Raw genomic sequence first — 19,310 nt, 5'->3', positions numbered from 1 at the left:
CCAAACCGAAAGTCTGGCTATGCTAAGATATTCCCTTCTTGATCTTTGCCCGGTAAATGCGGGCGAACATCCCACTGACGCGTTGCGCAATACACTTGCCCTCGCCCAACATGCCGAAAAGCTTGGCTATCATCGTTACTGGCTGGCCGAACACCACAACATGCCCGGCATTGCCAGTGCCGCGACGTCCGTTGTCATGGCCCATGTCGCGGCTGGTACCAAGACCATCCGCGTTGGGTCAGGTGGCGTCATGCTGCCCAACCATGCGCCGCTGGTGATTGCCGAACAGTTCGGTACCCTTGATGCGCTTCATCCCGGCCGTATTGATCTCGGCATTGGCCGCGCGCCAGGCACGGATCAGCGCACCGCAGCCGCCCTTCGTCGTGACATGCATGGATCCGAGGAACGCTTTATTCAGGATGTCTTGCAGGTACAGGCATTCCTTGCCCCGCTTGAAGGCAATCCACCGATCCGGGCCGTGCCGGGCTATGGCTCGCAGGTCCCGATGTGGCTTTTGGGCAGCAGCCTGTTTTCAGCCGATCTTGCCGCGCGCCTTGGCCTGCCCTTTGCCTTTGCTTCGCACTTTGCGCCGGACATGCTGATGGATGCGCTAACCCTTTATCGCAACCGGTTTGAGCCTAGCGAAGCCCTTGATAAACCCTATGCGGTTGCTGCGATGGGTTTCTTTGCCGCTGATACCGACGAGGAAGGCGAATATCTCGCAACCTCGATGCAGCAGCAGTTCCTTAATTTGCGGCGCGGCACGCCGGGCCAACTGCCCAAACCGGTCAAGGATATGAGCGAAATCTGGAACCGCGTTGAAAAGGCCGGTGTTGATCATGCCATGCGCTATGCCGCCATCGGTGGCCGCGAAACGGTGCGCAGGAAACTGCGCGAATTTGCCTATATGACCAAGGCCGACGAAATCATGGTGACGGCTAATATCTATGATCAGACTGCACGCCTGAAATCCTTTGAAATCGCCGCCGACCTGTTTGGCGAAATGAACGACAAGGCAGAGGACAAAGACTGCGCCTGAAGCCATCAACCATTCGATTTTCATCAATGCCGGGCTTGATAAGAGTCCGGCATTTTCATTTCATCATACGAAATACCAAACACGCTGCTTGCGCTTGCATCATTGGTCATACAATATCCCATCTCGTTGAATTTCCTGACGATAGTCCCATGGTTCAAACGGTTATGGTGCGCCCTGCATGACCAACTTCCTTCTGGCATCCCTGCCAATCGCGACCATTCTTTTTCTGATGATCAAGGCAAACTGGGGCGCTGCGCGTGCCGGTGCCGCTGCATGGTTTGTCACCGTCATTTTGGCAGTGTTCTTTTTTGGTGCGCCGACCGACATGCTGATCATCGCCCAGGCCAAGGGCGTGATGCTGGCCCTTTACATCCTTTATATCGTCTGGGCGGCGCTGATCCTGTATTTCGCGGCCGAAGAAGCCGGCGCGATCAAAACCATCGGGCGTGCCATTCGGTCACTGACCGATGATCGACCGCTACAGCTTTTGATATTGGGCTATGTGTTCGCAAGCTTCCTGCAGGGTGTTGCAGGCTTCGGCGTACCGATTGCCGTCGTTGCGCCGCTTTTGCTCGGCATGGGTTTCTCGCCGGTGCTGGCTGTTGCCGCCCCGATGATCGGGCATAGCTGGTCAGTCCTGTTTGGTAATATGGCAACCTCGTTCGAGGCATTGATTGGTGTCACCGGTATTCCCGGCACCGAACTGACCCATTATTCGGCAATCCTTTTGGGCCTGTCGGGCTTTATGTGCGGGGCTGCTGTTTTGTGGCTGGATGGCGGTTTCCGCACCATTCGTCGTCGCATCGTGCCGCTGGTCCTGATTTCCGGCGTGATGGGTGTGGCGCAATATATCATGGCCAATTACGGTGTCTGGACACTCGGCGGTCTGACTGCCGGGATTGCCGGGCTTGTTACCTCGATCATCGTCACCCGGTTCTGGAAACCGCATCCTGATGATGTTGCCGAACAGGTCGTTGATGATCATCAACACATGCCCTTGATCGAGGCCCTGACCCCCTATCTGGTCTTTATTGTGCTGGTCACCATGGCGACCTTCGTACCGGCGGTCGAAATGCTGCTGGGCAAGATCCGCTTCACGCTTGATTTCCCGGAAACGGCCACCGCGAGCGGCTGGGTGATCGAAGCCGAAAGTGCCAAGGCCATTGCGATCTTTGGTCATCCCGGCGCGCTTTTGCTTTATACCGCCGCCATCAGCTTTACCTTCTTTAAGCTGCGCGGTCACTACGATGACGGGATTGGCAAACGCATCTGGCAACGCACGCTTAAAAGCGGTCTTCCGACCAGTATCGGCATGGTGCCGGTGATCGGCCTTGCCATCATCATGGACCATGCGGGCATGACCTACGCCCTGGCCGAAGGCGGGGCTGCGGTCTTTTCCGGGGCCTTTGCCGTTGCCTATCCGGTGATTGCACCGGCAATTGGTGCGCTTGGTGCCTTCATGACCGGCAGCACGAATAATTCCAACGTTGTCTTTGGCATGTTCCAGCGCCACACTGCCGAACTTTCCGGCCTTTCAACCGCCCTTGTTCTGGCCGCCCAAGCAACGGGCGCATCACTTGGCAGCATGCTGGCGCCGTCAAAAATTCTGGTTGGCTGTTCAACAGTGGGTCTGTCGGGCAAGGAAGGACCAGTGCTGTCAGTCGTTCTTAAAACCGGTGTCATCCTGACCGCACTGTGCGGCTTCATGGCGCTGGGTATCCTTCTGATCACGACGATGAACGGGGGCGCGTAACATGAAAAACAAACTGTTTAACCCGGTCTTTCTGGTCCTGACCTCAATCATCCTGCCGATTGCGGCGTTTGAGGCACTGGTGACAGACAACGTCGCTGCAAGCGACATCTTGTTTGCCCTGTTTTGTGCTGTCATGGCCCTGATTGTCGTGCGCAAATAAAAAGCCCGCCGATCAATCTGACCGACAGGCTTATCAGAATATCTTGGGCCAACCTTATGGGCGCAGGGCAGCCAGCTTGACGCCAAAGGCAATGAATACTGCCCCGGTGGTTGCCTTAAGCGCGCGCTGGAAACGACCACTCCCGGCAAAGCGCGTCAGGCGTGCCAGCAACATGATCATGGCTGCAAACCAGATGGCGTTGATTGCCGCATGCAGGCACACCAGCATGAAGGCCGAGGTCACCGCCCCCTCTCCCACCGGGATGAATTGCGGGAACGCCGCCAGATAGAATATCGAGACTTTCGGGTTCAGCGCATTGGTCAAAAACCCCTCGCCATAAGCCTTGATCAGGGTGCGCTTGCGCTTCGCCGGTGATACTTCGGCAACCGTTTTCACCCCGCGCCAGGCATCACGCAATGCCTTAAAACCGACCCAGCAGAGGTAGGCCGCGCCAAGGAACTTCACGATCATGAAGGCCTGTGCGGATTGCACCAGAATCACCGAAATACCAAGGATCGACAAAGTCCCGTGCAGGTAAAAGGCACTGACGAACCCGGCAACATTGGCCATCCCCGCCGCGCGCCCGGATGTCGGGACGGTCTTTGCGACCAGCACACCATTGGGTCCCGGCGACATGACAAGCAGAGACGCAACCAATGCAAAACTCAAAACCTGTGACCAATCCATGGGGCATTCCCTTTCTGATCCGCCGCAAAACCTTCTCGGACTATAAGTCGATCTGATTTTCCGACAAGCAAACAATTGTATCGCAGCAATCCGGAACACGGCAGATCTCGGGCTTGGCGCTTTATCTGATTCCGCTTGAATGTTCCTGTTTTGTTCTATACGTTGTTTGCATGCAAAACCAAACCGCATTCATGGACCAAAATACGGAAAACACGCCTTTTGGTGATGACTGGACGCGCCCGGATCATGACCAAAACGTCTTGCCTGCCCGCGCGCAAAAGGGACGCGGGGCTGTTTCAAATATTAATGGCCGGTTTGAAAGATATATCCATCAGGCAGTTGATGATGGCTGGACGTCACATCTGCTTGAAGAACAGGAACCACCACGGATCAAAACCACCCTTGGCATTGATGGCGCACGTTCTGTCATTACCCGCAATCAAAGCCCCGATGTCCCGTTTGATCGCTCGATCAACCCCTATCGTGGCTGTGAGCATGGCTGTGTGTATTGCTTTGCCCGTCCGACCCACGCCTATCTGGGCTTGTCCCCCGGTCTTGATTTCGAAACGCGTCTTTTCTGGAAGCCAGAGGCAGCCCAGCTTTTGCGCAAGCAACTGTCATCCAAGGCCTATCAACCCGCCCCGATTGTTATTGGCACAAGCACGGATCCCTATCAGCCGGTCGACCGTGACAAGAAACTGACACGGTCGATCATTGAAGTTCTGGCCGATTGCCAACATCCCTTTTCACTGATCACCAAAAGTGCATTGGTCACCCGCGACATCGACCTGATCGCCCCGATGGCTGCCCGAAACCGGGCTTCGGTGGCAGTATCCGTCACAAGCCTTGATCACCGGCTGTCAAACCTTCTGGAACCCCGTGCCTCTGCCCCGCACCGCAGGCTTGAGGCCATCCGAAAACTTTCAGATGCCGGCATTCCCGTCACCGTCCTGTGCGCGCCGGTTATTCAGGGCCTGAATGATACGGAGATCGAAAAGATCGTTGCGGCTTGCAAGGACGCCGGTGCGCAATCGATTGGTCACATCGTCTTGCGGCTGCCGCTTGAAATCGCCGATCTGTTCGAAGAATGGCTGGAGGCCCATTACCCTGATCGCAAGGCAAAGGTGATGTCGCTGATCCGCCAGATGCGCGATGGTCAAACCTATCAATCGGAATTTGGCACCCGCATGCGCGGCACCGGCCCAATTGCCGATCTGATCGCCAAACGCTTTGACGCTGCCCGCAAAAAGCATGGCCTGACCAACCGGTCGCTCAACCTTGATTGCAGCGGCTTCAAACGTCCCAGCGCGAACGGGCAAATGTCGCTGTTCTGAGATCACCAGCAACATTGCCCATATCCCGCAACAGATACCCCATCCGGTTCAGTCCGCGCGCCGGATCAGCATCGTGCTTTTGCCCCCAACCGTAAGGCGCAGCACTTCGCCATCATCAAAGGCGTAGCTCAGGATATGATGGTCAGGATCAATGATCTGTTTGCCTTCGATGGTGACAGCACCGCGTGCAACCAGTTCACTTGCCGCCGTACTGGTCTCGGCAAAACCCGCCATCAGAATAAGCGGCACCACCCCGATCCCGTCTTTCAGGGCATTGGGCGTGAAATCAAGTGTCGGCATGCGATCAGCAAGAGAGATATGGGTCATTTTTCGGTTTCCTTGTTGGTGGGGCCACCTCGGGCAAACCGGTTTATGGAAAAAACAAAGGCCGCCCTGGGGCAGCCGGTCTTGGTTTAATTTACAAACACATCAACAGGCGCCGCGCTATGTGCACGACGTAAAATAGGCGTTCTGATGTGTAATAATGTTTTCCATGCTTTTATGCATATGGCGCTTTTTTCGTTTGGTCAAGCCGCTTGTTGGCCACCCTCCACGCCAAAGAAAAACATCCGCCAGCAAAACGGGCGGGTGCAATGAAACATTGATGGTTTGGCCTGTAAGCGAAGATCCTAGCTGACAACCCGATAGCGGGCATGCACTGCCGGTTCGCTGATGATGGCGGGATCAATCATGGCATTCACCGCGTCCTGTGCTTCGCTGGCGGCAACACCTTCGCGGTCCTTGGCGTTTACATTTCCATCTTCGCAAAGCGCCCTGGCACGTGCACTTTCAAAGAAGCGCAAACCACGTTTTTCCATGACATACAGGGTTTCACCACCCCACTGTCCGGTCCAGACAAGACCAGAAAGACCTTCCATTTCCCGTTCAATCCGGGTCGGAGAAATCGGCATCCCGAGGCAAGTGGTCAAAAGGAAGGAAAGTTCGGCCGCGGTCACCCCGTCTTCGCAGCATTCCTCGGCCAGAACCGACATCACCGCCATGGTCACAACCCGAAGCGAAACCTTTTCCGCATCAAGCCCCGGGAACCGGTTTTGCTGAAGTTCAACAATGTCGTTGGCAATACGATCAACATCACCACGAATGACATAACGGCCCCGCCATACCCGGCAGCTGCTTCTGACTTCCCACGCGCTCATGATTTGGTCCCACCCGTTTTTGTTTGTCCCTGCAAAAAAGATACAACAAACATACATAACGTCAATATCTTTTTCGACTTTTTGTATTATTTCATACACTCGTCACGAAACCAGCGGAAGCCTTCAGCTGCAACGGTGTAACCGTCTTCGCCCTCAACTTCTTCAAGGTAGTCTCTTGCCACGGCCGCATGGAAATCCCGGCTAAAATTGCGCGGCATCCGCAGGTGATTCTGGCGGCGCAAAAGGCGGCGCACATCACCGCGCGTTACAAAACTCCTGCCATCGCGATATTGCAGCCAGATTGCCGCCAACAAGATTATCTCGGCAAAGCCACGTGGTTGCAGGCGTCCGACCAAATCGGCAAAACTGCCAACGAACCCCGTAATGAACATGCCGGGATCTACTGCTCCGGAAAATGCCGCATCGCCTGTATTTCCATTGGCAGAATATGCCTCGCCTGTCCCCTGCACGCCACTGGCTGCGGTCGCGGCGCGATCATTCACCTTGCCCCCCGCACCTTCATTGGCGAAGACATCAACCGCGCCGTTCTCGCGCGGGCGACCGCCACCCGAAACACCAGGTACAGAACCATGCACCGCGTCAACAGCCATTCCCGGTGCCGCCGGTGCCTGCCCGAACAAGGCAGCCATCACCACCGGCAAACGCGCAGGCGGAATCGCGCATTCGAGGTCGACTGGCCCGAAGTCCCCTTCACCGGAAAGCTTGACATGGATAATGGCTGGCACGGCTATATCACTCCTGAATTACACCGCAGCGATACCATACATTACGTACAATTTACAACATCAATATTACATTTATGTATACTAACTTACATTCCAACCAAAGGATTGCCGTAACTTTGGCCTCGACAATTGCCGGTCCGCCACCGCACCATAATCCCGGCAATCAATCCTTTCGCACCAATCCTGTGCGACGAACGGACGCCCCGGCACCAAACGCCGGGCGGTAAAATCAAGAACGCCATCAACCGCCACCAACGGGAGACCAGAAAACATGACACGCCTGATGTTTCGCGAAGACGCCTATGCAAAGAATTGCAACGCCATCGTCACCAGTATTTCGGATCGTGGGATCGAACTTGATCAAACGGTGTTCTACGCAACCGCTGGCGGCCAATCGGGCGATATCGGCACACTAACGCTTGGCGATGGCACGGCACTTCCGGTCGTCACCACGGTCAAGGATCGCGAAACCGGGCGTATCTTGCACATCATTGCTGATGATCATCCCCTGCCCGCGGTCGGCGATACGATCACAGCCGAACTTGATTGGGACAACCGCCACAAGCTGATGCGCTTTCACACCTGCCTGCATCTTTTGTGTGCCGTCATCGAAGGCGATGTCACGGGCGGCAACATCGCCGCCCATAAGGCGCGGCTGGACTTCAACCTGCCAGAGGTCACGCTCGACAAGGATGAAATCAGCGAGAAGCTTAACGAACTGATCGCACGCGATGCCGATGTCTATGACGGGGAAATCTCCGTCGCCGAGCTTAAAGCCAACCCGGAACTGGTGCGCACCATGTCGGTACAGCCGCCAATGGACGGACATTCCATCCGGACTGTCACCATAGAAGGGATTGATTTCCAACCCTGTGGCGGCACCCATGTGCGCAAAACCGGCGAGATCGGCAAAGTCATGGTTTCCAAAATCGAAAAGAAAGGCCGCCAGAACCGCCGGATCAATATCGTATTTGACGACTGACGCCATTTGTAATTGGCAACTGGCAAACATACGGATCACCACCATCCGGTTTGACTGCCAGTTGCCAGCAAGCGGCAGGACCGTTACAAATTTAAATAGATTCAGGACCAAATTTAAAACAATCCCGGAACCAACCGGAAATCCACCACCGTCAATCGGAGCTTGTCCATGACCAACCCACTTTCCGACGCCCTTGTGTCCACCCAATGGCTTGCGGATCACCTTGATGCGCCGGACGTGCGCGTCGTCGATGCCAGCTGGTACATGCCAGCCGAAAACAAGAATGCCCGCGACTTCTATGATGCCGAACACATTCCAGGCGCGGTTTTCTTTGATATCGATGATATCGCCGCCGATGACAGCGCCCCGCTGCCGCACATGATGCCCGATGCGATCAAGTTTTCCGCCAAGGTCCGCAAACTGGGCCTCGGCGATGGTGTCCGTGTGGTTGTCTATAGCCAAAAGGGTTCCGCCCTTGCAGCCTGTCGTGCATGGTGGATGCTGCGTCATTTCGGCCATCATGATGTTGTCGTTCTCGATGGCGGCCTGCCAAAATGGATCGCCGAGGGACGCCCGGTGACTGATGCACCAACCCCGCCGCGCGAACGCCACTTTACCGCACGCGCCAACAGCTTTTTGCTGCGTGAATATGATCAGGTTCTATCGAACGTAAAAACCAAACGCGAACAGCTGGTGGATGCCCGCGCAGGCGAACGGTTCCGTGGCGAGGTTGATGATCCGTGGGGCAAATCCGGCCACGTCCCAGGCTCCTACAACCTGCCCTTTACCAAGCTTCTGAATTCGGATGGCACGTTTAAGTCGGCGGATGAAATCAAGGCCGCGTTCGACGCAGCAGGTGTCGACCTTAACAAACCGATTGTTGCAAGCTGTGGTTCGGGCGTCACGGCCTGTGTTCTTGCCATGGGGGCCTATATTTCCGGCCACAAACAGGTCGCGGTCTATGACGGATCCTGGGCGGAATGGGCCACCACGGAAGACAGCCCGGTTGATACCGGCCCGGCCTGAACATCCGACCCCGTCCGCATCACACATTTAAAATGAGAAACTCGATGCCCGCCCCATCCCCGTTCGGTTCGGATATGACCAACCATACCACCGATGGCGCGGGCATCATTCTTGAACAGCTTAAAGCCCCTTCAAACGACGATATTGCCGCCATCACCCGCCTTTGGATTGCGACCGGCCTGATCCCCGCGATCCGCGATGCGCGGCAGGATATCGAAAACTGTATTGCGGCCGATAATGGCAGCCTGATTGTCGCGCGCATGCCAGATGATCAGCAAATCTTTGCCACCATGATGACCGGCCATGACGCTATCTTTGGCTGGATTCATTATCTGGCGATCGCCGAGCACGCCCAAGGCAGTGGCATTGGCCGCGCACTGGTAAGTTTGGCCGAGGATATCCTGCGTCTTTCGGGCTTAAGTGAAATCCGGATCACGATTGAAAATGCCGCAGCGGGTGATTTTTACGCCAAACTCGGCTATGACTTTATAGCAAGCGTCACCGATCAGGCTGATCCTGATCCGCACCAAAACAAAATACTGCGCAAGAGTTTAGTCCAATGACCCCATCCAATCCGCGCAAGCTGGAAGTTGTGATCAGCTTCCTTGAAATGCAAAGCCCGCCCGAACGCGTACCGACCATCGTCCCGCCCGGCAAGGTCGCGATCATCCGGGCTGAAAACCCGACCCTGTCATTTTATCGCTACCTATATAATACGGTCGGCGAACCTTGGCTGTGGTGGCAACGCCGCCTGATGAGCGACGAAGAACTCTCTGCAATCCTCGCCAAGCCGGAAACACATGTTTATGTGCTTTATGTTGCTGGCGTGCCTGCCGGCTTTGCCGAGCTTGATCTGACGGACTTTGAATCGGATAACGTCATTGATCTGCACTATATGGGCCTGATGCCGGAATTCATCGGCAAGGGCTTTGGCAAATACCTGCTGGATTGGGCGATTGATACCGCCTGGAGCTTCAAACCCACCCGTATCACGGTCAATACCTGCACGCTTGATCATCCAAGTGCACTTGGGGCTTACCAAAAGGCAGGATTTGCTATATACGATCGCCGAACCGATATTGTTGATGATCCGCGCGATACAGGACTGATCCCGCATATCGACCACCATGTCGATCATGATGGTCATCCCGCGAGCGATACACCTGATCGCGAAAGTGATCCGGAAAATGCAAATAATGCAGATTCCGACACTTTGATCGTTGACTTTCCCGACCGCGCACGGTAACAAGCGCGCCTGAGTTTACCCAAGCCAGAGGATGATGACCCATGGCAGTGCCAAAGAAAAAAGTGACCAAGTCCCGTCAGGGCATGCGTCGCTCGCATGACAAGCTCGCCAAGGGCTCGTACCGCGAAGACAAAGAGACCGGCGAACTGCATCGCCCGCACCACATTGATCCGAAGACCGGTATGTACCGTGGTCGTCAGGTGGTCGAGCCGAAGATGTAATTCCGCTCCGGAGAGCTTTTTGCTCTTTGGCGGTTTGCGACGCTATATATTTCCGCGCCGGTCCATCGGACTGGCGTCTGGTTTAAAAAGGGATGAAACCGTTTGGTTTCATCCCTTTTTATTTATCCCTACTCAAATCCATCCGTGCCGGTGCCGCACACAATCACCCCGACCCGCCCCGGATTGGGATCGCCCAGGCGATCATTCATGACGGCCGCAATACCGGCGGCGGCGGAAAGCTCGACCGAAATGCCAAATTCCTTCCAAAGCCACTTGGCAGATTTTTGCATTTCCTCGTCACTGAGCAATGCGATGCGATCCACATTCCTGCCAATCAGATCGACGTTAAGTGCCGATGACTGACGCGGCGCCAGACTGGTGGCCGCCGTATTCACGCTTGGCAAAGTCACGACTTCGTTAGCCTTAAGGCTTTCAAACAGGGTTGCCGCGCCGGCCGGCTCCACACCAATCACCCGGATCGATGGGCGCAACAAGCGCGCGGCGGTCGCCACACCGGCAATCAGCCCGCCGCCGCCAATTGCCACCACCAGCGTATCAAGGTCGGGTTGCTGTTCTAAAAGCTCAAGCGCAATGGTTCCCTGCCCGGCAATCACCTTGGGGTCGGCGAACGGGTGGATATAGGCCATACCGGTTTCACGTGCGTGTTCCATCGCGGCCCGGTTGGCATCATCCCAAACAGCCCCGATCAAAGCCACATCGACACCCTGCGCGCGCAGTTTTTTGACTTTGGGCTGTGGGGTATTGGTCGGCAGGAAGATTTTCACCGGCACAGCAAGGGTGCGCGCCGCATTGATAACACCCATGCCATGATTGCCACCCGATGCGGTGCAAAGCCCGGCTGCTCTTTGTTCAGGTTCAAGGGCCAGTGCAGCATTCATCGCCCCGCGCGCCTTGAAGGATCCACTGACCTGCATGTTTTCAAGTTTCAGGAACATCTCGGGGATGCGATCACGGGCGACAAAGCCGGATGTATCGCCAAAATTACTGGCCGCAAACACCGGGGTCAGGCGCATATGGTCCGATATCGCCTTGCGCGCGGCGCGAAAATCCTGAAGTTCAATCACGGGGCCCCCTTGGTATAGTCTTTGTCATTCACTGCTGTTATCGCCCGTAAAAAATAGCCCGATATCAGGCTTTAACAATGGCTTTGACGCAAAAAGCCTTGAATGGCCGCCGCCAAGGTGGTTTGTCTTTGAGGCATAAGACGTCGCGCCCAAGGAGAACCGCCTGTTATGTCATCGCAAAGCCCCAAACATATCGCAACCAAACTGGTCCATGCCGGTCGCCGTTCCAGCGAGTATCACGGCGTGGTCAACCCGCCGGTTCTGCATGCCTCGACCATCCTGTTTGACAGCCTGGCAGAACTTGAAAAGGCTGGTGCGTCAGCACCCGGTAAAGTCACCTATGGCCGTCATGGCACGCCAACACGCTTTTTGCTGGAAGAAGCCGTGGCCGAACTTGAAGGCGGCTATGGCACGCTTTGCGTCTCATCAGGCGTTTCGGCGATTACCAATGCGATCCTCGCCTTTGTGAAGCCCGGCGATCATATCCTGATCACCGACAGCACCTATTTCCCGACTCGCAACCTGTGCAATACCTTCCTCAAGAAATTCGGGGTCGAGACGGAATATTATGATCCGGCGATTGGCGGCGACATTGCGGGCCTTATTCGCGACAACACCACCCTTGTGTGGTGCGAAAGCCCCGGGTCGCTGACCTTTGAAATGCAGGATATCCCGGCCATCGCCAAGGCCGCGCATGCGCGCAATGTAAAGGTGATGCTTGATAACACCTGGGCTTCCCCGATCCTGTGCCGCCCGTTTGAATTGGGTGCTGATGTGTCGGTTCAGGCCGGCACCAAATACATTGTCGGTCATTCCGATGTTATGCTGGGCACCATCACGACTGCGACCGAAGAAGACCTTCTGACCATCAAGAAGCAGGTCCTGATTTCCGGTGATGCGGTTGGTCCGGATGATTGTTACCTCGCCCAGCGTGGGCTTCGCACCCTTGCCGTGCGCCTCAAACAGCATCACGAAAGCGGTCTTAAGGTCGCAAACTGGCTGCAAGCCCGCCCGGAAGTTAAACGCGTGCTCCATCCGGGTCTGCCCGATGATCCGGGACACGCCATCTGGAAACGCGATTTTTCCGGCGCATGCGGCCTGTTTTCCTTTGTCATGCAGCCGGTCGAAAAAACACAACTCGCCAATATGGTTGATCATATGGAACTGTTTGGCATGGGCTTTAGCTGGGGCGGCTTTGAAAGCCTGATCCTGCCGTCCGATCCAACCAAAATCCGCACTGCCACCAAATGGGACGACGATGGTCAGCTGGTTCGCCTGCATATCGGCCTTGAGGATCCCGATGATCTGATTGCGGATCTTGAAGCCGGGTTCGAGCGGCTCAAAACGGCCTGAAAACAGCACTCAGCAGAAAGAAAAATGGCGCGGAACTTCCGCGCCGTTTTTTTATGTTAGATCGGATCGGAACGAGCCATCTCAATACCATTTCCGCACCCAACTAAATTTTGGAACAACGCCAAAGGCAGACACATCTCATGTTATGGATTTTGATGCTCTAAATTGTTTCTTTGCCAGAAGACGCACAAATCCGAACCACCCGTAGTCACCGCATAGGATGAGACAGTACCAATGGACAACAAACCAAGAATGGAAACAGGACCATCAGCAGCGAAAAGAAACAAGGTTACAATCATCAGGAAAACTCCACCCACCGTGTCTCTATAAGCCCGAGAAGGTCGCAACTCATTTCTCTTCGGTGGCGGATATCTCCACGCATAACGATATCTTCCAGTTCGATAACCGTCGTAGCTACCCACCAACCAACTCAGCGCACCGAACCAATGCCCCAACGTCCCATCAACCATGAAGTAACCGAAATACCGCCAATCAACCAATGCAGCAAAACCGACTGGCACGACTGTCAGTAAACCAACACAAGGACTAGTAATCAGTTTTTGGAACCGTCTAAGGAGATCCGTAAAAAACTGAAGCACTCTGCCGGTCATGACGTTCTCCACGTGTTAACGCTCGACAAGTCTTTTCACCAAAGGTGAAAACCCAGCCGTCAAGACAAACAGAAACGCAGCTGAAATCACGATGCTCGGCCCGGCTGGCGTATCGACATGCCAGGACAGGGAAATCCCCGCCAGAACCGATGCCGCACCAAACAGCCCGGCGCCAATCGCCATCTGTTCAGGTGTGCGGGCAAAGAAACGCGCACTGGCCGCTGGCACGATCAGAAGGGCTGTAATCAGAAGAACGCCTACAATCTTGATCGCCATACCGATCACAAGCGCCATCAGCAGCATGAAGATCAAACGCAGCCGTTCGACCGGGATGCTTTCGGCCGCGGCAATTTCCGGGCTGACTGTCAGCGCAAGCAAGGGCCGCCACATCCAGGCAAGGACACCAAGGGCAAAGGCGCCGCCAACCGCCAAAAGCAAGATATCCCCGGTATTGACCGCCAGAATATCACCAAACAGATAAGCCATCAGATCAACAGCAACCCCCTGCACAAAGGCAAGCGCGACCATGCCCAGTGCCAGCGTGGAATGCGCCAGCATGCCCAGCACCGTATCACTGCCAATCCGCGATTGCCGCTGGCCATAGGCCAGAATAAGCGCGGCTGCCAGACAGGTCGCGATCATGCCGATCCGCACATCCACCCCGATCAGAAGACCAAGTGCAACCCCCAAAAGGGCTGTATGGGCCAGCATGTCACCAAAGAACGCCATGCGTCGCCAGACGATAAAGGCGCCGAACGGCCCACAAACGACGGCCAGCAAAACACCGCCCAAAACGGCGCGAAACAGGAAATCGTCCATCATTGGTTTGTTCCCGCCCCTTCTTTGACGGTTTTACTGTGATCATGTCCGTGATCATGTGAATGGCCATGTGCATGATGATCATGCGAATGATCGTGACCACATCCGCCAACAACATGGCCCGACAAATCATGTTCGTGATCATGTTCGTGGTGATAGATGCCAATCGCATCGGCCTCGCGCACGCCAAACAAGGACCGGTATTCCGGATGCTGGCGCACGGTTTCGGGAATGCCCGAACAACAGACATGGCGATTGAAGCACACCACCTGATCGGTCTTGGCCATCACCAGATGCAGGTCATGCGAAATCATCAGAACAGCGCAATCAAGCTCGCGGCGGATCTCGTCAATCAGGCGATAAAGCTCCGCCTGCCCGGAAACATCCACGCCCTGCGTCGGCTCATCGAGCACCAACAAATGCGGACGTAGCAAAAGGGTGCGGGCCAGCATCACGCGCTGCGTCTCGCCACCTGAAAGCTGGCTCATCTGCGCGTCAATCACATGCCCTGCCCCGACCTGCGCCAGAACGACTTCGCAATCCGCCCGGCTCACGGACCGGGTCAGGCTCAGAAACCGCTTCACCGTCATCGGCAAAACCTGATCGATGGCAAGCTTTTGCGGCACATAGCCAATCGTAAGCCCGCGTTTGCGCACGACTTCACCGCTATCGGCTTTCTGCAACCCCAGAAGCGTCTTGACCAGAGTCGATTTCCCGGCGCCATTTGGCCCGATCAGGGTAATGATCTCGCCCGGACGGATGGCAAGCGATACCTGATCAAGCACGCGCTCATTACCAAAGGACAGAACAAGGTCACGGCCTTCAATGAGTGGCGCAGTCATGGCACAGCCCCTTGATCTCGACCGTGGTCGCCTGAATGGTAAAGCCAACACTGCGGGCTGCCTTGCGCACAGCGTTGCTCATATCCTCGTTGACCGCCTCGGCCACGCGCCCGCAATCGGTGCAGATGAAATACTGCCCCAGATGTTCGCAATCAGGCCGGTCACACCCGAAATAGGCATTAAGCGACTCAATCCGGTGTACCAACCCAAGCTCGGTCAGGAATTCCAGCGCGCGATAAACGGTTGGCGGCTGCACCCGCTGCCCTTCGGCGGTTAGCGCATCAAGCAACTCATAGGCCGTCACCGCCTTGTGCGATTGCCAGATCAGGGTAAAGACCTTGCGGCGCATATCGGTAAAACGGGCATTTTCGCTGTCACAGACTTTCTCTGCCTGCGCAAGTGCGCTATGCACACATCTGTCGTGATCGTGGCCCTTGCGGGGGAAAAGATCGCTCATAGCTGAATATCTCGTATCGACGGCAATCTGGTTTCGGCGGGTTCGACCCAACCAATTTCAAAAAGCCGTGGCATCTGATGAAATGTTATAATATATCATTTTCTGACGCGCCGAACGTCAAAAGTCAACCACCATCGACCGGAGCTTCCCCATGACGGGCTCAAATGCACTGATTGCCGACAAACTGAAATTCAACGAAAACGGCCTGATTCCGGCAATCGCCCAGCAACATGACAGCGGTGAGATCCTGATGATGGCCTGGATGAACCGCGATGCCGTGCTTGAAACGCTTGAAACCGGCCGGGTGTGTTATTTCTCACGCTCCCGCGGGAAACTTTGGCGCAAGGGTGAAAGCTCCGGTCAGGTGCAGAAACTTGTCGATTTTCGCTATGATTGTGACATGGACACCATTCTGGTCGAGGTCGATCAGATTGGCGTTGCCTGCCACACCGGACGGCACAACTGTTTCTATTTCGCTGCCCGCGATGGCAAGGAAGTCGTGATTTCCGAACCGGAAGTTTCGACCGAAGAGCTTTACGGCAAGAAGTAAGCCCCACCAGAAACAAGAACAGCGTAAAAGACCTGATTGATCATGGCCCTTTCCAACGAACAGTTTGACCGCATCGCCACCACCGTCATCACCGGCTTTCTGGGCAGTGGCAAGACCACGCTTTTGAATGCCCTGCTGACCCAGGATGGCATGGATAAGACGGCGGTCCTGATCAACGAGTTCGGCGAAATCGGGCTGGATCATCTTCTGGTGCGCGAAGTGTCCGAAGATGTGGTGTTGCTCAATTCCGGCTGTATCTGTTGTTCGGTGCGCGGTGATCTGATTTCGGGTCTGCGTGATTTGTTTGTCAAACGCACGCGCGGTGAAATCCCGGAATTTGATCGGGTGATCATTGAAACCACCGGCCTTGCCGACCCGGCCCCGATCCTCCACACCCTGATGACCGACCCGCTTCTGACCACCAAGTTCCGCCTGGATAGCGTGGTGACCACGGTCGATGCGATCCATGGCGCAGGCCAACTTGATAACCATCCCGAAAGTGTTAAGCAGGCGGCTGTTGCCGACCGCATCCTGATGACCAAGGCCGATCTGGCCGATGACGCCACGCGCACAGCCCTTGAAACCCGCCTGCGCGCGCTTAATCCGGCTGCCCCGATCTATCCGGTGATCAATGGCGACATTGCGGTTTCAAAGCTGTTCAATGCCGGGCTGTATGACCCGACAACCAAAAGCATGGATGTGCAGAAGTGGCTGCGCGACGAAGCCTATGAGCAGCATGGTGATGCGCATAACCATCATCATGACGATCACGGGCATCATGATCACAGCCACGACGTCAACCGCCATGACGACCACATCCGATCCTTCTGCATCACCTTTGACGAACCGATCCATTGGGACGCCTTTGTCACCTGGGCCGAAATCTTTACCCAGATGCGCGGCGAGAGCCTTTTGCGCGTAAAGGGAATCCTTAATCTGGTCGGCGAAGATGCGCCTGTCGCCATTCATGCCGTGCAGCATGTCTTCCATCCGCCGGCATCCCTGCCCGCCTGGCCAAGCGATGATCATAGATCCAAGATCGTCTTCATTACCAAGGATCTTGGGCCCCAGGTGATCCGTGAATCGCTTTATCACCTTAATGCCGCGGTCAGTGAAACCAATGATGGCAATACGGTCAAAGAATAATCGACCGTGTTTGAGCCACATCAAGGATCACCCCCGCGATTTGCGGCAATCTCGTTCTTGGCTTGATACAGCCTCACTCTAAGTCCTGAACTTCGGGCGACCCATTAGTTTGGTCGCCCTTTTTCTTTGCCTGAAAATCCCCACCCGCAAACGGGGCTGCCCCGGGCCTCTCGCCAATTGCACAGCCCGTACCATCCTGATGTACAGGTTGCGATCGGCGACATGCGCACTAAATCTGGCGCAAATCGGGCAAACTGACACCGGATCGTCATTTGCACATGACACCGCGAAGACCCAAAATCACAACAATCAAACGAAACAAGGGGGTAAAGCAGCATGATTTACCGGAACTGGCAGGACACTAAAATCCCGGCCCTTGGCTTTGGGACATACGAGCTCAACAACGACGAAGCGGCGAAAATGATCGCTGAGGCCGCCAAGATCGGCTATCGCCATTTCGATACCGCCCAGATGTATCACAACGAACAGGGCGTTGGTCAGGGCTTGAAAAATTCCGGCCTTGCACGCGATGACTACTTCCTGACCACCAAGGTCTGGTACGACAAATTCCAAAGCGGTGATTTGCAGACCTCCGTGGTCGAAAGCCTGCGCAAGCTTGATCTCGACCATGTTGATCTGTTGCTGCTGCATTGGCCGACCGATGACGTGCCGCTTGAAGAAACCATGGCAGCCTTGAACGAGGTCAAAAACCTCGGCATGACGCGCCTGATCGGGATTTCAAACTTCCCGACCGCCCTGATTGATCAGGCCGTGTCCCTGACCGATGCGCCGCTGACGGTCAATCAGGTCGAATATCACCCCTATCTCGATCAGTCCAAGGTACTCGAAAGCGTACGCGCGCATGACATGCTGTTGACGGCCTATTGCCCGATTGCGCGTGGCAATGTCATGAAGGACGCAACGCTTAAGGCCATCGGTGAAAAATACGGCAAGTCCCCCGTGCAGGTCACCCTGCGCTGGTTGCTGCAACAAGACAGCGTCATGGCGATCCCGAAATCGGGTTCGCCCAAAAATGCCGCGGCCAATTTCGATATCTTTGATTTCGAGCTTTCGAAAAACGACATGGAAGCAATCCATGATCTTGCCAATCCAAATGGCCGCCTGATTGATCCGTCCTTCGCCCCGGAATGGGACAAGGCCGCCTGATCACCATCCGGCGTAACGGCGAACAAACATACAAAATTACCAAGACCGGCTTGCTTTAAGCCGGTCTTTTGCGTTTGGCGACACCGTTACATCAAAAACACGCGATTTACGCCGCGATCTTGCACACAGCTTGTTTCGCACCTGCGAAAAGCGTATTTTAATTCAATCTAATCAACCAACTGGCAGCACACCGCTTATGAGTACCGCAAACACCAACGATAAAACCGCCCCGACCGCAACCAGCGAAACACCCAAAAAGGACGATATCGCCCATCGCCCGTATGAGGATGTGCTGGCCCTGTTGCTGGGAACCATGGTGGTGTCGCTTGGTGTCACGCTTTATAGCGAAAGCATCCTTGTCACCGGCAGTACCGCCGGGGCCGCCCTTCTGATTGAACATGCCACCGGGCTGTCGTTTGGCGTGATCTTCTTTCTGATCAACCTGCCGTTCTACTGGCTGGCGTTTAAGCGCATGGGCAAGGCCTTCACCATCAAGACCTTCATGGCCGTTGGTCTGGTCTCGGCCTTCTCGAAACTGACTCCGATGCTGGTGGAATTCAACACACTGAACCCGATCTATGCCGCGGTTGCCGGGGGTGCGCTGATGGGGATTGGCCTGCTCATGCTGTTTCGCCATCGCGCCGGCCTTGGCGGGGTCAATATTCTGGCGCTGTACCTTCAGGAAAACTTCAACATCCGCGCCGGTTACTTCCAGCTCGCCGTCGACATGGTGATCCTCGTCTGCGCCTTCCTGACCCTGCCCTTCGACAAGGTCCTGCTCTCAATCCTGGGCGCTGTCATCCTCAACCTGATCATCGCACTGAATCATCGTCCGGGGCGGTATTTTTCGGCACGTTAAGTTCAAAGTTTCCAAATCCCATTTGTCTATGCAGATCGCCTGTAGCGTGGCAAGAAAATCAATCCCGCCC

The 19,310-nt window shown here is 55.4% G+C and carries 23 protein-coding genes; 14 read left to right on the top strand and 9 right to left on the bottom strand.

The features are described from left to right. Positions 1-19: 19 nt before the first annotated feature. From DY252_RS11100 to DY252_RS22150, 3 genes are all read left to right on the top strand, one after another. The gene (locus DY252_RS11100; RefSeq protein ID WP_064789559.1) at positions 20-1,039 is read left to right on the top strand and encodes an LLM class flavin-dependent oxidoreductase; all 1,020 of its coding nucleotides are present in this window, start codon (positions 20-22) and stop codon (positions 1,037-1,039) included. A 178-nt stretch (positions 1,040-1,217) separates the two neighbouring features. After that, positions 1,218-2,792 (top strand): L-lactate permease, encoded by a 1,575-nt coding sequence (locus tag DY252_RS11095; RefSeq protein ID WP_064789557.1) that lies wholly within the window; start codon positions 1,218-1,220, stop codon positions 2,790-2,792. A 1-nt stretch (position 2,793) separates the two neighbouring features. After that, positions 2,794-2,952, top strand: coding sequence for a hypothetical protein (locus tag DY252_RS22150; protein ID WP_156518947.1), 159 nt, complete (start codon positions 2,794-2,796; stop codon positions 2,950-2,952). A gap of 54 nt (positions 2,953-3,006) precedes the next feature. Here DY252_RS22150 and DY252_RS11090 read toward each other — a convergent pair whose 3' ends face one another. Continuing rightward, positions 3,007-3,639 carry a LysE family translocator gene (locus tag DY252_RS11090; RefSeq protein WP_064789555.1) on the bottom strand — a complete coding sequence of 211 codons (633 nt, stop codon included), beginning with the start codon at positions 3,637-3,639 and terminating at the stop codon, positions 3,007-3,009. Between the two features lie 170 nt (positions 3,640-3,809). On the opposite strand from DY252_RS11090, the gene DY252_RS11085 reads away from it, so the two are divergent. Continuing rightward, positions 3,810-4,973 carry a PA0069 family radical SAM protein gene (locus tag DY252_RS11085; RefSeq protein ID WP_064789688.1) on the top strand — a complete coding sequence of 388 codons (1,164 nt, stop codon included), beginning with the start codon at positions 3,810-3,812 and terminating at the stop codon, positions 4,971-4,973. 48 nt (positions 4,974-5,021) lie between these two features. Here DY252_RS11085 and DY252_RS11080 read toward each other — a convergent pair whose 3' ends face one another. From DY252_RS11080 to DY252_RS11070, 3 genes are all read right to left on the bottom strand, one after another. Beyond that, positions 5,022-5,300, bottom strand: coding sequence for a tyrosine--tRNA ligase (locus DY252_RS11080; protein ID WP_008890871.1), 279 nt, complete (start codon positions 5,298-5,300; stop codon positions 5,022-5,024). Positions 5,301-5,602: 302 nt separating this feature from the next. Further along, positions 5,603-6,130, bottom strand: coding sequence for a hypothetical protein (locus DY252_RS11075; RefSeq protein ID WP_040823776.1), 528 nt, complete (start codon positions 6,128-6,130; stop codon positions 5,603-5,605). Between the two features lie 86 nt (positions 6,131-6,216). Next, entirely contained in the window at positions 6,217-6,876 is a 660-nt protein-coding gene (locus tag DY252_RS11070; protein ID WP_064789551.1) for a hypothetical protein, read from the bottom strand. Between the two features lie 271 nt (positions 6,877-7,147). On the opposite strand from DY252_RS11070, the gene DY252_RS11065 reads away from it, so the two are divergent. The 5 genes from DY252_RS11065 to rpmF all read left to right on the top strand — a co-directional run bounded on the left by DY252_RS11065 (position 7,148) and on the right by rpmF (position 10,351). Next, complete coding sequence (locus tag DY252_RS11065) at positions 7,148-7,858, top strand: alanyl-tRNA editing protein (protein ID WP_063089972.1); 711 nt, start codon at positions 7,148-7,150, stop codon at positions 7,856-7,858. 168 nt (positions 7,859-8,026) lie between these two features. After that, a complete protein-coding gene (sseA, locus tag DY252_RS11060) occupies positions 8,027-8,884 on the top strand; it encodes a 3-mercaptopyruvate sulfurtransferase (protein WP_064789550.1) in 858 nt (285 codons plus the stop codon). 44 nt (positions 8,885-8,928) lie between these two features. After that, positions 8,929-9,447 (top strand): GNAT family N-acetyltransferase, encoded by a 519-nt coding sequence (locus DY252_RS11055; protein WP_064789548.1) that lies wholly within the window; start codon positions 8,929-8,931, stop codon positions 9,445-9,447. Beyond that, positions 9,444-10,130 (top strand): GNAT family N-acetyltransferase, encoded by a 687-nt coding sequence (locus tag DY252_RS11050; protein WP_064789546.1) that lies wholly within the window; start codon positions 9,444-9,446, stop codon positions 10,128-10,130. Before DY252_RS11055 ends, DY252_RS11050 begins: the two co-directional genes overlap by 4 nt. A gap of 41 nt (positions 10,131-10,171) precedes the next feature. Then, positions 10,172-10,351: a 50S ribosomal protein L32 gene (rpmF, locus tag DY252_RS11045; protein WP_064789544.1), complete on the top strand. Its 180-nt coding sequence runs from the start codon at positions 10,172-10,174 to the stop codon at positions 10,349-10,351. A 128-nt stretch (positions 10,352-10,479) separates the two neighbouring features. On the opposite strand, the gene DY252_RS11040 is transcribed toward rpmF, so the two are convergent. After that, positions 10,480-11,436, bottom strand: coding sequence for a threonine ammonia-lyase (locus DY252_RS11040; RefSeq protein ID WP_064789542.1), 957 nt, complete (start codon positions 11,434-11,436; stop codon positions 10,480-10,482). A 168-nt stretch (positions 11,437-11,604) separates the two neighbouring features. Between DY252_RS11040 and metC the strand changes: the two genes are divergently transcribed. Then, positions 11,605-12,789, top strand: coding sequence for a cystathionine beta-lyase (gene metC, locus DY252_RS11035; protein WP_064789541.1), 1,185 nt, complete (start codon positions 11,605-11,607; stop codon positions 12,787-12,789). A 143-nt stretch (positions 12,790-12,932) separates the two neighbouring features. Here metC and DY252_RS11030 read toward each other — a convergent pair whose 3' ends face one another. Genes DY252_RS11030 through DY252_RS11015 form a run of 4 tightly spaced genes read right to left on the bottom strand, consistent with a single transcriptional unit; the run spans position 12,933 to position 15,518 of the window. After that, complete coding sequence (locus DY252_RS11030; protein ID WP_129542721.1) at positions 12,933-13,400, bottom strand: hypothetical protein; 468 nt, start codon at positions 13,398-13,400, stop codon at positions 12,933-12,935. Between the two features lie 15 nt (positions 13,401-13,415). Continuing rightward, positions 13,416-14,222 carry a metal ABC transporter permease gene (locus DY252_RS11025; RefSeq protein WP_197482583.1) on the bottom strand — a complete coding sequence of 269 codons (807 nt, stop codon included), beginning with the start codon at positions 14,220-14,222 and terminating at the stop codon, positions 13,416-13,418. Beyond that, a complete protein-coding gene (gene znuC, locus DY252_RS11020) occupies positions 14,219-15,061 on the bottom strand; it encodes a zinc ABC transporter ATP-binding protein ZnuC (RefSeq protein ID WP_064789537.1) in 843 nt (280 codons plus the stop codon). The genes DY252_RS11025 and znuC overlap by 4 nt, the downstream gene beginning before the upstream one ends. Then, on the bottom strand, positions 15,042-15,518 hold the full coding sequence (locus DY252_RS11015) for a Fur family transcriptional regulator (protein WP_064789535.1): 477 nt from the start codon (positions 15,516-15,518) through the stop codon (positions 15,042-15,044). The genes znuC and DY252_RS11015 overlap by 20 nt, the downstream gene beginning before the upstream one ends. Before the next feature lie 151 nt (positions 15,519-15,669). Between DY252_RS11015 and hisI the strand changes: the two genes are divergently transcribed. From hisI to DY252_RS10995, 4 genes are all read left to right on the top strand, one after another. Further along, positions 15,670-16,068 (top strand): phosphoribosyl-AMP cyclohydrolase, encoded by a 399-nt coding sequence (gene hisI / locus DY252_RS11010; protein ID WP_064789534.1) that lies wholly within the window; start codon positions 15,670-15,672, stop codon positions 16,066-16,068. 42 nt (positions 16,069-16,110) lie between these two features. Continuing rightward, the gene (locus DY252_RS11005) at positions 16,111-17,214 is read left to right on the top strand and encodes a CobW family GTP-binding protein (RefSeq protein ID WP_064789533.1); all 1,104 of its coding nucleotides are present in this window, start codon (positions 16,111-16,113) and stop codon (positions 17,212-17,214) included. A 336-nt stretch (positions 17,215-17,550) separates the two neighbouring features. Further along, positions 17,551-18,381 (top strand): aldo/keto reductase, encoded by an 831-nt coding sequence (locus tag DY252_RS11000; protein WP_064789532.1) that lies wholly within the window; start codon positions 17,551-17,553, stop codon positions 18,379-18,381. Between the two features lie 196 nt (positions 18,382-18,577). Then, entirely contained in the window at positions 18,578-19,240 is a 663-nt protein-coding gene (locus DY252_RS10995; RefSeq protein ID WP_064789531.1) for a YitT family protein, read from the top strand. The last annotated feature ends 70 nt before the right edge of the window (positions 19,241-19,310 follow it).

This window comes from Thalassospira indica, assembly GCF_003403095.1.
In the GTDB taxonomy this organism is placed as follows: Bacteria; Pseudomonadota; Alphaproteobacteria; order Rhodospirillales; family Thalassospiraceae; genus Thalassospira; species Thalassospira indica.
The sequence above is the reverse complement of the archived record's forward strand: the minus strand, read 5'-3'. Positions and strand labels throughout refer to the sequence as shown.

Excerpts from the sequence above, each read along its gene's own strand:
- DY252_RS11030 (WP_129542721.1), bottom strand. The coding sequence starts at position 13,400 with ATGACCGGCAGAGTGCTTCAGTTTTTTACGGATCTCCTTAGACGGTTC.
- DY252_RS11055 (WP_064789548.1), top strand. The coding sequence starts at position 8,929 with ATGCCCGCCCCATCCCCGTTCGGTTCGGATATGACCAACCATACCACC.
- znuC (WP_064789537.1), bottom strand. The coding sequence starts at position 15,061 with ATGACTGCGCCACTCATTGAAGGCCGTGACCTTGTTCTGTCCTTTGGT.
- DY252_RS11000 (WP_064789532.1), top strand. The coding sequence starts at position 17,551 with ATGATTTACCGGAACTGGCAGGACACTAAAATCCCGGCCCTTGGCTTT.
- DY252_RS11075 (WP_040823776.1), bottom strand. The coding sequence starts at position 6,130 with ATGAGCGCGTGGGAAGTCAGAAGCAGCTGCCGGGTATGGCGGGGCCGT.
- DY252_RS11080 (WP_008890871.1), bottom strand. The coding sequence starts at position 5,300 with ATGACCCATATCTCTCTTGCTGATCGCATGCCGACACTTGATTTCACG.
- DY252_RS11095 (WP_064789557.1), top strand. The coding sequence starts at position 1,218 with ATGACCAACTTCCTTCTGGCATCCCTGCCAATCGCGACCATTCTTTTT.
- DY252_RS11050 (WP_064789546.1), top strand. The coding sequence starts at position 9,444 with ATGACCCCATCCAATCCGCGCAAGCTGGAAGTTGTGATCAGCTTCCTT.
- rpmF (WP_064789544.1), top strand. The coding sequence starts at position 10,172 with ATGGCAGTGCCAAAGAAAAAAGTGACCAAGTCCCGTCAGGGCATGCGT.
- DY252_RS11025 (WP_197482583.1), bottom strand. The coding sequence starts at position 14,222 with ATGATGGACGATTTCCTGTTTCGCGCCGTTTTGGGCGGTGTTTTGCTG.
- DY252_RS10995 (WP_064789531.1), top strand. The coding sequence starts at position 18,578 with ATGAGTACCGCAAACACCAACGATAAAACCGCCCCGACCGCAACCAGC.
- DY252_RS11100 (WP_064789559.1), top strand. The coding sequence starts at position 20 with ATGCTAAGATATTCCCTTCTTGATCTTTGCCCGGTAAATGCGGGCGAA.
- sseA (WP_064789550.1), top strand. The coding sequence starts at position 8,027 with ATGACCAACCCACTTTCCGACGCCCTTGTGTCCACCCAATGGCTTGCG.
- DY252_RS11065 (WP_063089972.1), top strand. The coding sequence starts at position 7,148 with ATGACACGCCTGATGTTTCGCGAAGACGCCTATGCAAAGAATTGCAAC.
- DY252_RS11090 (WP_064789555.1), bottom strand. The coding sequence starts at position 3,639 with ATGGATTGGTCACAGGTTTTGAGTTTTGCATTGGTTGCGTCTCTGCTT.
- hisI (WP_064789534.1), top strand. The coding sequence starts at position 15,670 with ATGACGGGCTCAAATGCACTGATTGCCGACAAACTGAAATTCAACGAA.
- DY252_RS11005 (WP_064789533.1), top strand. The coding sequence starts at position 16,111 with ATGGCCCTTTCCAACGAACAGTTTGACCGCATCGCCACCACCGTCATC.
- DY252_RS11085 (WP_064789688.1), top strand. The coding sequence starts at position 3,810 with ATGCAAAACCAAACCGCATTCATGGACCAAAATACGGAAAACACGCCT.
- DY252_RS22150 (WP_156518947.1), top strand. The coding sequence starts at position 2,794 with ATGAAAAACAAACTGTTTAACCCGGTCTTTCTGGTCCTGACCTCAATC.
- metC (WP_064789541.1), top strand. The coding sequence starts at position 11,605 with ATGTCATCGCAAAGCCCCAAACATATCGCAACCAAACTGGTCCATGCC.
- DY252_RS11015 (WP_064789535.1), bottom strand. The coding sequence starts at position 15,518 with ATGAGCGATCTTTTCCCCCGCAAGGGCCACGATCACGACAGATGTGTG.